Origin of the sequence: Agrobacterium genomosp. 2 str. CFBP 5494, from assembly GCF_900013495.1 — a bacterium.
GTDB lineage: Bacteria > Pseudomonadota > Alphaproteobacteria > Rhizobiales > Rhizobiaceae > Agrobacterium > Agrobacterium pusense.
The window spans coordinates 565,675-578,609 of record NZ_LT009718.1; the positions used below are offsets into that span (position 1 = coordinate 565,675).

Sequence of the window (12,935 nt, forward strand, 5' to 3'; positions counted from 1 at the left end):
TGCTATACTTCATATTACAGGCGAACCGCACGGTACGCCTCCCGCCGGCTACTAAACATTTATCCTTACGGCCATCAAGAGGGAATGTTCTAAACCTGCGCGCTCCTGCGCGGCGCTTCGTCATCGTTCCAACTCTGCAATCAGGTGCCGTACCCAGGCCCCGCGCCTTGCGGTTAAGACGACGATCGCGTCAACGCGGGATCATCGAGCGCCGGATTGTAAAAGAGCGAGAGCGTCAGGCTTCTGGCGATGCGTTCAGCGGTTTCCATAAACCAGTCGTGCGCCTCTCTGCCTGGTGCAATGTCATCGAGTGTGGCGGAAAACAGCGCAAGCCATTGGGGGAAAAGCTCGGCGGTCATGCCTTCTACGCCAAGATGGGCTTGGACCGGCTTGCCGCCATAACCGCCATTCTTGAACGCGACGGCCGCCCAGAACTGCTTCATCCTGGCCATATGTTCCGGCCAGCGGCCTGCAAGCCGCGCATCGAAAACGGGCCCGAGCGCGGGGTGCTTCAGCACGCGACCGTAAAATGTTTCCACCAGCAGATCGATAAAACGGGCATCGACACCGATAGCCGCCATCGCTTTTTCTGCCCTGTCCTGAATTTCTGCGCTGTGAGCGGCTCTTGCCGCGGTTGGGTTCTGCATCATCGATCCTTTCCCGGCGAATTTACGCCGCTGCGCTGCCATCGGCAATGCGGCGCTTTGACTGGTTAGAATTATTCTAAGATGGCTTGATCGCGGGGTGATGCGGATGTATTTAGAATTATTCTAAAAAAAGGTTTCAGCCATGTTCCACAGTCTTTTCTCGCTTTCCAAACGTCCCTTTTCCTCCCTCAGCGAACAGGAAATCCTGGCGCTCGCCATCTCGTCGGAAGAAGATGACTCTCGCATCTACCGCTCCTATGCTGATCATCTGCGCGCGCAATATCCTCAATCGGCGAAGGTTTTTGACGACATGGCCGAGGTCGAGCAGCAGCATCGAAACGTGTTGATCGACATGCATCGCCGCCGCTTCGGAGAAACCATACCGTTGATACGCCGGGAACATGTGCGTGGTTTCTACGAACGCACACCGGACTGGCTGGTGAAGAATCTCTCACTGGAAAAAATTCGCGCCCAGGCGGAATTGATGGAAGCGCAGGCAATCCGTTTTTATGACGAAGCCGTCAAGCGCACCACGGATGCCTCGACGCGCAAGTTGCTCGGTGATCTGGCGGAGGCAGAGCGCGGCCACGAGGATATCGCGCATATGCTCGAGGAAAAACATCTCGATGAAAACGGCAGAACGGAAGAAGAGGAGACCGCCAAGCGTCAGTTCCTCCTGACCTATGTGCAGCCGGGTCTCGCCGGGCTTATGGACGGTTCCGTGTCGACGCTGGCGCCAATCTTTGCAGCGGCCTTTGCCACACAGGATACCTGGCAGACCTTCCTCATCGGTCTTTCCGCCTCCGTCGGCGCGGGCATCTCCATGGGGTTTACGGAAGCCGCTCATGATGACGGCAAGCTTTCCGGTCGGGGCTCGCCACTGAAGCGCGGCCTGGCATCGGGCATCATGACGGCCATTGGCGGCCTCGGCCACGCGCTGCCCTATCTCATCCCGCATTTCTGGACAGCTACGGCTATTGCCGCGATCGTTGTTTTCGTGGAACTCTGGGCTATCGCCTTCATTCAGAACCGCTTCATGGAAACGCCATTCCTGCGCGCCGTCTTTCAGGTGGTCCTCGGTGGCTCATTGGTGCTGGCGGCCGGCATTATCATCGGCAATGGCTAAAAGGCAAAAGCCCGCGGCGCGTGCCGCGGGCTTTTCGATATAATCGATTTCATGCAGATCAGCGCAACGCGCCGACCAGAACGTCCCGACCATCCTCGATGGAAACCCAGCGGCCCGTATTAAAGGACGCCTGCCGCTTCAGATAGGTGTAGTTTGTGTCGGTCCAGAGCTTCACGTCGTCGGTGAGATTATCGAGAATATAGTCGCCATCCGTGGTGCGAAGGGTAAGCACCGCATGACCTTCACCATCAGGCTTGCGAACGACTGTTATCAGCAGGTCGGCCACGGAAAATCCGCGCTCGATCAGCTTCTTGCGCTTCAGCAGTACGAAATCTTCGCAATCGCCGGCGGTTGTCGGGTATTCCCAGACCTCGTCCTTGCCATAGATTTCCTGGTCGGTCATCGCCACGATGGTCGTGTTGACCGAGGTGTTGACCTCGCGAATGACGCCCCAGCCATAGTCGGTGACGCGTGGCGGCGGCGTCGCCTTGCTGCGAATGTTGCACTCATCGGCATATTTCTGACAGAACTCGTAATGGCCGATCGGCTGGGAGGTGATCCCGCCCGTCACCATGGAAGGGCTTCCCTTGGTTTCCGCCATGGCGGAGGCAGCAGTCATTAGCCCGGCGGCAACTGCAGACAGCAGCGCACGCGCCAGCGGTGCGTTCATCATGAAACCCGTCCCTTAATTCTTAATGAAAAGTTAAGAGGGTTGGGGGGCAGGAGTCAATCTTTAGCAATCAATGGCGCGCAAGACTCGTTGAATATGGTTAAGAGCGTTGCGGAAATGCCTATGTTGCAAGGGCTCTAACCGCCGTGAGCATCCTTTCAATGTCCTGTGGCCGGGAGAGCCGGTGGTCGCCGTCGCGGATCAACGTCAGAACCACGTCGTCGGCTGGCAGGTGTTCCAGAAGTTTCAGCGCGTGTTGATAGGGCACGTCGGGATCGCGCATGCCCTGCAGGATGTGAACGGGGCAACCGGTGGTGATGATGCCCTGCAACACGCGGTTCTGCCGGCCGTCTTCCATGAGCGCGCGGGTGAAGATGTTGGGCTCGGGACTGTATTCCGAGTGCTCCTCGAAATATCCCCTCTCCAGCAGCGATGTCTTTTCTGCCTCCGTCAGGCTGGGCTCTATCAGTTCCGCCGTGAAATCAGGCGCAGGCGCGATGAGGATCAGGCCTGCGACGGATGGGGCGCCACCTGTCTTGCGTAGTTCCTCAACCATGCGCAAGGCGATCCATCCGCCCATCGAAGAGCCGACGAGAATGACGCTCGACGGCGCCTTTGCACGCACTACGGCGAGTGCCTCTTCCAGCCATCGGGAGATCGTGCCTTTTTTGAAATCTCCGCCGGACGCGCCGTGGCCGGAATAGTCGAACCGAAGGCAGGCAAGGCCGTTTTCCGCTGCAAAGCGATCCAGTTCGACCGCCTTTGTTCCGGTCATGTCTGAACGATAGCCGCCGAGCCACACCAGCATGGGTGCGCTTTTGCCGGAAATCGCCGGACGATGGAGAATGGCAATCTCGCGGCTGTCGTTATCGGGACCTACGCGCAGGAATTCGGCGGCTTGTTCGCTCATGTATATGCAATTCTCCTGATTTTAGTGCAACAACGGCGGCGTATTTGCAAAAACCGTGACAACAGGTGATCTTTTCGGGCAGATATGCTATTGACTTCGCCACGGCAATAACGACATTTCCGCCGCTTGTACCAAACAAGCTGTTTTTTGCCGACGTGATCCAGAAACAGATCAGGAGAATACGACCATTCGCAGACCTTTCAAAGCCGATGCCCCCGTCAAGGAGGGGCCGCGCTCCAACCGGGAAATTCGGGTTCCCAGAGTTCAGCTTATTGATGAAGAGGGCCAGAACCTCGGTAGCATGCCGACGGATCAGGCATTGAAACTGGCGGAGGAGGCCGGTCTCGATCTCGTTGAGATTTCGCCGAACGCTGAACCGCCGGTGTGCAAGATCCTCGATCTCGGCAAACTGAAATACGCGACCCAGAAAAAGGCCGCTGAAGCGCGCAAGAAACAGAAGATCGTCGAAGTCAAAGAAATCAAGATGCGCCCTAACATCGACACGCATGATTATGACGTGAAGATGAAGGCGATGGGCCGTTTCTTTGAAGATGGCGACAAGGTGAAGGTGACGCTGAAGTTCCGTGGCCGTGAAATGGCCCACCAGGAACTGGGCATGAAGCTTCTTCTTCAGGTGAAGGAAGACACTCAGGCGATTGCCAAGGTGGAGGCCGAGCCGAAGCTTGAAGGCCGTCAGATGATGATGGTTCTCGCGCCGAAATAATTTATACCGCCACAGAACTGGCGTAATGAGCCGCACGGGGAAGTTCGCTTTCCCCGTTGCGCTTTTAACCGACTGCGGTTATAAGCGCGCGTCCGAACGGTCCGGCAGGGCATGCCGAGGCCGTTCCTGAATAGCTTGAAATAGGCCTCGTCTGCCTGTTTCGATACAAAAACGGAGTAGCAAAATGCCCAAGATGAAGACGAAGTCCGCTGCAAAGAAGCGGTTCAAGATCACTGCAACCGGCAAGGTTGTTGCAGCCGCCGCCGGTAAGCGCCACGGCATGATCAAGCGTACCAACAAGTTCATTCGCGACGCGCGTGGAACCATGGTTCTCGCCGAAGCTGACGGCAAGAAGGTCGTCAAGAACTACCTGCCGAACGGTCTCTGAGACTTTTCCGCATTTTTGGACACTTTAAGGAGATCATGACATGGCACGCGTAAAACGTGGCGTAACTTCCCGCGCCAAGCACACCAAGACACTCAAGGCAGCCAAGGGTTTCTACGGCCGCCGCAAGAACACCATCCGCGCAGCAAAGGCTGCCGTGGATCGTTCCAAGCAGTACGCTTACCGCGACCGCAAGGTCAACAAGCGTAACTTCCGCGCTCTTTGGATCCAGCGTATCAACGCTGCTGTCCGCGAATTCGGCCTCACCTATGGCCGCTTCATCGACGGCCTGAACAAGGCTGGCATCGAAGTGGACCGCAAGGTTCTGTCCGACATGGCTATCCATGAGCCGGCAGCATTCGGCGCGCTCGTCGAAGCAGCGAAGAAGGCGCTTGAGTACCTCAAGGATGCTGGTACGGCCAACGAGTTTGAAACCGCTGTAAAGTAATTACGGCGCGGACAATCTGTTGTTCATTTGAACCCGCGTCGGGCAACCGGCGCGGGTTTTTTCTTTTCAGCTGCCATACATTTCTATCGGCGTTTTTTAATTTAGAAATTTAGAAGAGTTGGAGTATTCACGCCGTTTGAAGCGAAACCTTTGGTGGACGAAATGCAGGTCAATAAAAGTGAGGTTGTGGAAGCGGAAGGTTTTCGCGTTCATCTCGACGACGATGACATCGCAATCGTGATGCGTGTCCTCCTGAAAAGTGACCGTCGCATTCAGAAGGTTGAACTCTCGCAGCTGACGGTGTGGATCAAACGGCAGGGCACGGAGCGTGTGACGTGGTGGATGAAAATTCAGAAGCTGCTGTCAAAACTGCTGCCCTACGCTTTTCTTCGCCCTTCCGAGCCGCTTGATGGCGCGGGCCTCATGCAGCGAGAACTGGAAACCTTGCAGCAGTTCCAGCAGCGCGGCTTCCCGGTTCCGCCGCTGATCTACTCATCCCGCACGGCCGTGGTGCTGGGAGATGTAGGCCCGACGCTCATGGAGCGCATGGATGCCCTGAAGGCCTCCGATCCAATCGAGCATGACGCCCTGCTTGTTAAATCCGCAGAAGCACTTGGCGAGCTGCATGCCGCAGGCCTCTGCCACGGCCGCCCGCATGTACGAGACTTCTTCTTGAAGGATGGCCGTATCGGTTTCATGGATTTCGAGGAGCGCCCTCAGGATGTCATGCCGCTGGAAACGGCGCAGGCTCGTGATATCTGGCTGCTGTTTCTGCAGGTTGCCACGCGCGCCAATGATGCCCCCAAAACCCGCGACGCCGCCTTTTCGCGGTGGCTCGAAAATGCTCCACCCCGCGCACTGGAAGAATTAACCCGCTTGACCCGCATTCTCGGGCGTTTTTTACCGCTTGCCCGGTTGATCGGGCGCGTGCGGATGGGTAGTGATCTGCGACGCTTTATCATGGCGACCGACTATCTGATGAATGCTGTGAACACCGACGCCGCTGTTAAAAAATCCGGCAAGGCAGGAAAAGATGACTGAACTTGATACCTTGAAATCGCAATTGATGTCGGAGATCGCCGCCGCTGCCGATGAACCGGCCATCGAAGCCGTGCGCGTCTCCGCGCTTGGCAAGAAGGGCTCGGTTTCGGAGCTTCTGAAGACGCTTGGCAGCATGAGCCCGGAGGAGCGCCAGACCCGCGGCGCCGCCATTAATCAGCTCAAGACCGAAATTACCGACCTTATCGGCGAGCGCAAGAACGCGCTGAAAGACGCCGCCATCGCCGCGCGTCTCAAGGCCGAAACGGTGGACGTCAGCCTGCCCGTCCGCCAGTCTCCGGCAGAGCGCGGCCGCATTCATCCCATCAGTCAGATCGTCGACGAAATCACTGCCATCTTCGCGGATATGGGTTTCTCCATCGCCGAAGGTCCTGACATCGAGACTGACTATTACAATTTCACGGCACTGAACTTCCCGGAAGGCCACCCGGCCCGCGAGATGCACGATACCTTCTTCTTTCAGCCGGACGAAAAAGGCGAGCGTAAGGTGCTGCGCACCCACACCTCACCGGTGCAGATCCGCACCATGGAGAGCCAGAAGCCGCCGATCCGCATCGTCATCCCCGGCAAGACCTATCGCCAGGATTCCGATGCCACCCATTCGCCGATGTTCCATCAGGTCGAAGGTCTTGTCATCGACAAGAAGGCGCATGTCGGCAATCTGCGCTGGATTCTTGAGGAGTTCTGCAAGGCCTTCTTCGAGGTCGACAGCGTCGTCATGCGCTTCCGCCCGTCCTTCTTCCCCTTCACGGAGCCAAGCTTCGAGGTGGATATCCAGTGCGACCGTTCCGGCCCCATCGTCAAGTTCGGCGAGGGCAAGGACTGGATGGAAATTCTCGGCTGCGGCATGGTGCACCCGAACGTGCTGCGCGCCGGCGGGCTGGATCCGGATGAATATCAGGGCTTTGCCTGGGGCATGGGTCTCGACCGCATCGCCATGCTGAAATACGGCATGCCCGATCTGCGCGATTTCTTCAACGCCGATGTCCGCTGGATGAACCACTACGGGTTCCGCCCGCTCGACATGCCGACGCTGTTCGGCGGTCTGAGCGTTTAATCCGGTTAGCCAAGGAGCAAAGACATGAAATTCACTCTTTCCTGGCTGAAAGAGCATCTCGATACCGATGCGACGCTGGACGAGATCTGCGAGCGGTTGACGGCGATTGGCCTTGAGGTCGAGGATGTTGACGACAAGGCGGCCTACAAGCCCTTCGTCATTGCCAAGGTGGTTTCCGCTGAAAAGCACCCCGAGGCCGACCGCCTGAAAGTGCTGATGGTCGATGCCGGTGACGGCAAGCCGGTGCAGATCGTCTGCGGTGCACCGAATGCGCGCGCTGGGCTCGTCGGTGCGCTCGCACGTCCCGGCACCTATGTCCCGGGCATCGATGTCACGCTCGCCATCGGGAAGATTCGCGGTGTGGAAAGCCATGGCATGATGTGCTCCGAAAAGGAGCTCAACATTTCCGACGATCACGACGGCATCATTGACCTGCCGGCGGATGCGCCCGTCGGTACTTCCTTCGCATCATATGCCGGCCTCGATGATCCTGTCATCGAGATCAATCTCACGCCCAATCGTCCGGACTGCACCTCGATCTACGGCATTGCGCGTGATCTCGCGGCCTCCGGTCTCGGCAAGCTGAAGACAAAGCCTGCACCCTCCTTCAAGGTGGAAGGCGCAACGCCCGTCGATGTGAAGCTGGAACTGGACGATCCCGCCCTCTGCCCTGGCTTTTCGCTACGCATCGTGCGCGGTGTGAAGAACGGCCCCAGCCCGAAGTGGATGCAGCAGCGTCTTCTGGCGATCGGCCTGCGTCCGATCAATGCGCTTGTTGATATCACCAACTACATGACCTTCGATCAGGGCCGGCCGATGCACGTCTTCGACGCCGCCAAGGTCAAGGGTGATCTGACCGTTCGCCGCGCAAAGGAGGGTGAGACGATCCTCGCGCTCGATCAGCGTGAATATAAGCTCGGCCCGAACAATGTCGTCATCGCCGATGAAAAGGGCCTCGAGTCTATCGGCGGCGTGATGGGTGGCGAACATTCCGGCTGCGACGAAAACACCGTCGACGTGCTGATCGAATCCGCCCTCTGGGACCCGATCAACATTGCCAAGACCGGCCGTTCGCTCGGCATCATCACCGATGCGCGCTACCGTTTCGAGCGCGGTGTCGATCCGGAGTACATGGTTCCGGGCCTGGAGCGGACCACCGAACTGGCTCTGGAGCTCTGCGGCGGCGTTGCCGGCGAAGCCAAGGTCGTTGGTTACAAGGGATATCAGCCCAGGGTCGTGGATTTCCCGCTTGCGGAAGTCAAGCGGCTGACGGGGCTCGAAGTCTCGGCTGAAGAGAGCCTCGCCATCCTCAAGGGCCTGGGTTTTGGGGTCGAGGGAACGGGCGAGCGCGTGTCCGTCACTGTGCCGTCCTGGCGCTCGGATGTCGACGGCAAGGCTGATCTGGTTGAAGAAGTCATGCGCATTCATGGCGTTGACAATATCAAGCCGGAACCGCTGGAAAGCTTCGGTGCCGTCAACGGTCGCATCCTGACCACGCTGCAGGTCCGCACGCGCACCGCGCGCCGTGCGCTGGCAAGCTGCGGCATGCTGGAGGCCGTCACTTGGTCCTTCATCCCGGAAGCGCAGGCGAAGCTATTCGGCGGCGGCTCGCCGGCGCTGAAGCTCGCCAACCCGATTGCGGCCGATATGTCGGATATGCGGCCCTCGCTGCTGCCGGGCCTGCTGACCGCCGCACAGCGCAATGCCGACAAGGGCTATGGTGACGTCGCAATCTTCGAGGTCTCCGGCACCTATGAAGGCGACACGCCTGATACGCAGCGCCGTGTTGCTGGCGGCGTTCGCCGTGGCACGGCCTCGCTCGCTGGCAGCGGCCGCATGTGGTCCAATGCGTCCAAGGGCGGCGGCAAGCCCGTGGATGTCTACGACGCAAAGGCGGATGCACTGACGGTGTTGGAAGCCTGCGGCCTCCCCATGGCCAATGTCCAGATCGAGGCCGGCGGGCCTGCCTGGTATCATCCCGGCCGCTCCGGCACCATCAAGATGGGCCCGAAGGTCGTGCTTGGTTACTTCGGTGAATTCCATCCGAAAACACTGTCCGAGCTGGATGTGTCGGGTGTCTATTGCGGTTTCGAGATTTATCTCGACGCCATGCAGGAGCCGAAGAAGAAAGCCACCCGCACCAAGCCTGCGCTCGAACTCTCCCCCTTCCAGGCGGTCAAGCGCGACTTCGCCTTCGTGGTCGACAAGGCCGTAGAGGCGGGGGCGATCATCAAGGCGGCAACGAGCGCTGATCGCAAACTGATCACAGGCGTCAATGTCTTCGATATTTTCGAAGGCGCATCGCTCGGAGAAAACCGCAAGTCGGTCGCCATCGAAGTGCAGATTCAACCGGTCGACAAGACTCTGACCGATGAGGATTTCGAAGCCTTGACGGCCAAGATCGTCGGTAATGTCGAGAAATCGACAGGCGGCGTTCTGCGCGCCTGACGTCGGATAACAGATTGAAAAAAGCCGCGGCAACCACCGCGGCTTTTTGTTTTTCAACGATTGGCCATCTGTGACATGCGTTCGGGATAACGTTCGCCCGCAACCTTGGACGGAGCCAGCAACGCGCCAAGGCTTTCGACTTCTTCCGGCGTCAGGGACACATCAGCGGCCGCTACGTTTTTCTCCAGATTGGCAATCTTCGTGGTGCCCGGGATCGGTACGATGAAATCCCCCTGCGCCAACACCCAGGCCAATGCCAGTTGCCCGGCAGTCACGCCCTTTTCGGCAGCCATGTCTTCCAGAAGTCTGACCAGCGCCAGGTTCGCGTCGAAGTTTTCACCCTGGAAACGCGGCAGGCCACGCCGGAAATCATCGGCTGCAAGTCCGTCCAGCGATTTCAGCGCTCCGGTCAGCGCACCGCGCCCAAGCGGGCTGAACGGTACGAAACCGATGCCGAGCTCACGGCAGGTATCCAGCACGCCATTTTCTTCCGGGTCGCGGGTCCACAGCGAGTACTCGCTCTGAATGGCGGCAATCGGGTGGGTGGCGTGGGCTTTTCGAAGCGTTTCGGCACTGGCTTCGGAGAGGCCAAGATGTTTTACCTTGCCCTGCTTCACCAGTTCCGCCATCGCCCCAACAGTTTCTTCGATTGGCACATCGGGGTCGACACGGTGCTGGTAAAAGAGGTCGATGGCGTCAACGTCGAGGCGCTTGAGAGAGGCTTCGGCGACGGCACGAACATTTTCCGGTCGACCGTCCGTTCCCACCATCATCTGGCCCGCGGGTTTGCTGCCATCAATCTTGAAGCCGAACTTGGTGGCAATCACCACCTTGTCACGGTAAGGCTTCAGGCCCTTGCCGAGGAGAATTTCGTTCGTGTAGGGCCCATAAACTTCCGCCGTATCGAAAAATGTAACGCCGAGGTCAACAGCGCGATGCAGCGTCGCGATCGCACTGCTTTCATCGCCCGTCGGGCTATAGGCATGGGTCATTCCCATGCAACCGAGGCCGAGCGCCGATACGGTCAGATTGTCTCCAAGGGTTCTGCTTTTCATCTGTTCGTCCTTCCATAAGGAACCGCCCGTCATCAGGGCGTGATGGGAACATAGCGAATGAGAGCAGGAAAAATAATCGCTGCAAATCCGCGTGGGTTGTTCTATAATTTAGAACAATGAACCGTGTGCAACTCTCCCAACTGGCCGTTCTCTCCGCCGTTGCCGAAGGCCGGAGCTTTCGCAAGGCGGCTGCCGAACTCGGCATTGCCCCTTCCGCCGTCAGCCATGCGGTCTCGTCGCTGGAGGCGAGCCTGGGCCTGCGGCTACTTCACCGTACCACCCGCAGCGTTTCTCCGACAGAGGAGGGAAAGCGGCTTCTCGAAACCTTGGGTCCGGCGCTTGCCGATATCGACGCCGTCATCGATACTCTTGCCGAACAGGGCGGTCGACCCGCAGGTCCTTTGCGCATCACTCTCCCCAGACTTGCCGCTGAAGATCTTATTGTGCCCCGACTGGGGGAATTCCTGCGGCTCTATCCCGAAATCTCCCTCGAAATTTCGACCGATGATCGCTTTGAAGATATTGTCGCAAAAGGTTTCGATGCCGGGCTTCGTCTCGGGGAACATCTCGATGCAGATATGATCGCCGTGAAAGCGAGCGGGGCCTGGCGTGGCGCGATTGTCGGCGCACCGTCCTATTTTGCGGAAAATCCGCCTCCCCGTGATCCGAGGGACCTCATCCGGCATCGCTGCATCCGCCGGCGTTTTGCGAGTGGATTGATCTATCGCTGGGAGCTGGAGAAAAATGGCAAAGCGCTTGTGGTCGACGTTCAGGGGCCGCTGATCCTGTCGGACCAGAGTCTCATTCGCCGGGCGGCGATAGACGGTGCAGGGCTTGCCTTCGTTTTTGAACAGCGTGTCGAAGACGATATAAGGGAGGGCAGGCTGATCCGCGTTCTCGAGGATTGGTGCGCGCCGTTTGACGGATTTTACATCTATTACCCCTCGCGCCGGCAGATGCGTCCGGCGCTGAGGGCCTTCGTGGATTTCTTCCGCTTCCGGGGGTGATCAGAAGGTGATGCGATAGCGGATATGGCCGTCGCTTTTCACGTAGCTGTCGTAGAGCTTCTGGGCGCGGTAATTGTCCTCACCGGTGTTCCAGTAAAGCCTGGACCAGCCCTTTTCCTTGCAGATAGCGATAAGGTCGTCCATCAGCGCCCGGCCCGTCCCCTTACCGCGGATTTCGCCATCGACAAAAAGGTCTTCCAGATAGCAGTCAGGCGTTTTCACCCAGGTAGAATCATGGAAGTGGTGAATGGCGAAACCGGCCATGCGGTCGCCAAGCATTGCCACCCGCATCGAAACGCGCGAGGCGGGGTCGAGAATGCGCTCCCAGGTATGGTCGGTTACCTCGTCGGCGAGATCGACATCGTAAAAGGCGAGATAGTCGTTCCACAGGCGCAGCCATTCCGCCCGGTCAGCCGGCTGCGCATCGCGAATTACAAGCTCCATTTATGCACCCGCCTTGTCGAGAAGCGTCATCATCTCATCCGTCAAGGTCAACTCGACGGCGCGTTTGAAGCTTTCGAGCTGGGACAGGCTGGTGGCGCTGGCGATGGGCGCGGTTATCGCCTTCTTTCTCAACAGCCAAGCCAGTGCAATATCTGCAAGCTTGGCCCCCGTTTCGACTGCCACCGCATCCATGGCCCCCAGGACGGCAAGGCCACGGGCATTGACATATTCGCCCACGCGATAGCTGCGGGAGACGCCCTCTGTATCGGCCTTGGCACGATATTTCCCGGTCAGAAAGCCGGCCGCTAGGCTGTAATAATTGATGACGCCAATCTCTTCCTTCTGGCAAAGCTCGGCAAGCGGGCCTTCGAAATCCTTGCGGTTATAGAGGTTGTATTCCGGCTGCAGCACGTCGTAACGCGGAAGATTATTTTTTTCTGCCGTGTCCAGCGCATCCTGAAGCTGGCCCGCGGAATAGTTGGAGCAGCCTATGGCGCGAATTTTTCCCTGTTCCTTCAGTTTTGCGAAGGCGGCAAGTGTTTCTTCCAGCGGCACGTCGGCATCCGGCTTATGCGCGAGGTAAAGGTCGATATAATCAGTCTGAAGCCGCTTCAGCGAAGCTTCGACGGCTTCGGCGATCCACTTGGCACTGAGACCGGTCTTCTGGCCGCGATTGTCGAAACCTACCTTGGTGACGATCACCGCGTCCTCGCGCCTGACGCCGGATTGTTTCAGCCACTTGCCGATGATGGCCTCGGATTCACCGCCCACATGCCCATCCACCCAAGCGGAATAGACATCCGCCGTGTCGATGGCGTTGAACCCCGCATCAAAAAAGGCGTCAAGCAGGGCAAAGGACGTCTTTTCATCCGCTGTCCAGCCAAACACGTTGCCGCCGAAGACGATGGGGGCGATGGAGAGGCCGGTGCGGCCGAGGCTTCGTTTTTCCACGGGG

At 58.4% G+C, this 12,935-nt stretch carries 14 protein-coding genes; 8 read left to right on the forward strand and 6 right to left on the reverse strand.

Annotated elements, in window-relative coordinates; genetic code table 11:
* Positions 1 to 173: 173 nt before the first annotated feature.
* Positions 174 to 647, reverse strand: a complete 474-nt coding sequence (locus tag AGR2A_RS02610; protein WP_107326952.1) for a group III truncated hemoglobin — start codon at positions 645 to 647, stop codon at positions 174 to 176.
* Positions 648 to 789: 142 nt separating this feature from the next.
* Between AGR2A_RS02610 and mbfA the strand changes: the two genes are divergently transcribed.
* Positions 790 to 1,773 (forward strand): iron exporter MbfA, encoded by a 984-nt coding sequence (gene mbfA / locus AGR2A_RS02615; protein ID WP_006699734.1) that lies wholly within the window; start codon positions 790 to 792, stop codon positions 1,771 to 1,773.
* 58 nt (positions 1,774 to 1,831) lie between these two features.
* On the opposite strand, the gene AGR2A_RS02620 is transcribed toward mbfA, so the two are convergent.
* Positions 1,832 to 2,446: a transglutaminase-like cysteine peptidase gene (locus AGR2A_RS02620; protein WP_004439350.1), complete on the reverse strand. Its 615-nt coding sequence runs from the start codon at positions 2,444 to 2,446 to the stop codon at positions 1,832 to 1,834.
* A 118-nt stretch (positions 2,447 to 2,564) separates the two neighbouring features.
* Positions 2,565 to 3,353, reverse strand: coding sequence for an alpha/beta hydrolase (locus AGR2A_RS02625; RefSeq protein ID WP_022555455.1), 789 nt, complete (start codon positions 3,351 to 3,353; stop codon positions 2,565 to 2,567).
* Positions 3,354 to 3,540: 187 nt separating this feature from the next.
* On the opposite strand from AGR2A_RS02625, the gene infC reads away from it, so the two are divergent.
* The 6 genes from infC (at position 3,541) to pheT (ending at position 9,474) form a co-directional block, all read left to right on the forward strand.
* Complete coding sequence (infC, locus tag AGR2A_RS02630) at positions 3,541 to 4,077, forward strand: translation initiation factor IF-3 (protein WP_004439353.1); 537 nt, start codon at positions 3,541 to 3,543, stop codon at positions 4,075 to 4,077.
* A gap of 184 nt (positions 4,078 to 4,261) precedes the next feature.
* Positions 4,262 to 4,465: a 50S ribosomal protein L35 gene (rpmI, locus tag AGR2A_RS02635; RefSeq protein WP_003493355.1), complete on the forward strand. Its 204-nt coding sequence runs from the start codon at positions 4,262 to 4,264 to the stop codon at positions 4,463 to 4,465.
* Positions 4,466 to 4,505: 40 nt separating this feature from the next.
* Positions 4,506 to 4,910 carry a 50S ribosomal protein L20 gene (gene rplT / locus AGR2A_RS02640; protein WP_003493358.1) on the forward strand — a complete coding sequence of 135 codons (405 nt, stop codon included), beginning with the start codon at positions 4,506 to 4,508 and terminating at the stop codon, positions 4,908 to 4,910.
* A gap of 162 nt (positions 4,911 to 5,072) precedes the next feature.
* On the forward strand, positions 5,073 to 5,951 hold the full coding sequence (locus AGR2A_RS02645) for a lipopolysaccharide kinase InaA family protein (RefSeq protein WP_037089609.1): 879 nt from the start codon (positions 5,073 to 5,075) through the stop codon (positions 5,949 to 5,951).
* On the forward strand, positions 5,944 to 7,026 hold the full coding sequence (gene pheS, locus AGR2A_RS02650; RefSeq protein WP_004439367.1) for a phenylalanine--tRNA ligase subunit alpha: 1,083 nt from the start codon (positions 5,944 to 5,946) through the stop codon (positions 7,024 to 7,026). Before AGR2A_RS02645 ends, pheS begins: the two co-directional genes overlap by 8 nt.
* A gap of 24 nt (positions 7,027 to 7,050) precedes the next feature.
* Complete coding sequence (gene pheT, locus AGR2A_RS02655; protein ID WP_072493840.1) at positions 7,051 to 9,474, forward strand: phenylalanine--tRNA ligase subunit beta; 2,424 nt, start codon at positions 7,051 to 7,053, stop codon at positions 9,472 to 9,474.
* A gap of 53 nt (positions 9,475 to 9,527) precedes the next feature.
* Here pheT and AGR2A_RS02660 read toward each other — a convergent pair whose 3' ends face one another.
* Entirely contained in the window at positions 9,528 to 10,529 is a 1,002-nt protein-coding gene (locus tag AGR2A_RS02660; RefSeq protein ID WP_045533043.1) for an aldo/keto reductase, read from the reverse strand.
* Positions 10,530 to 10,645: 116 nt separating this feature from the next.
* Between AGR2A_RS02660 and AGR2A_RS02665 the strand changes: the two genes are divergently transcribed.
* Positions 10,646 to 11,536, forward strand: a complete 891-nt coding sequence (locus tag AGR2A_RS02665) for a LysR family transcriptional regulator (RefSeq protein WP_004439376.1) — start codon at positions 10,646 to 10,648, stop codon at positions 11,534 to 11,536.
* Here the strand turns inward: AGR2A_RS02665 and AGR2A_RS02670 are convergent, their stop codons facing one another.
* Positions 11,537 to 11,980: a GNAT family N-acetyltransferase gene (locus tag AGR2A_RS02670; protein WP_072493841.1), complete on the reverse strand. Its 444-nt coding sequence runs from the start codon at positions 11,978 to 11,980 to the stop codon at positions 11,537 to 11,539.
* Complete coding sequence (locus AGR2A_RS02675) at positions 11,981 to 12,931, reverse strand: aldo/keto reductase (RefSeq protein ID WP_072493842.1); 951 nt, start codon at positions 12,929 to 12,931, stop codon at positions 11,981 to 11,983. It lies immediately after the preceding gene.
* Positions 12,932 to 12,935: the final 4 nt, after the last annotated feature.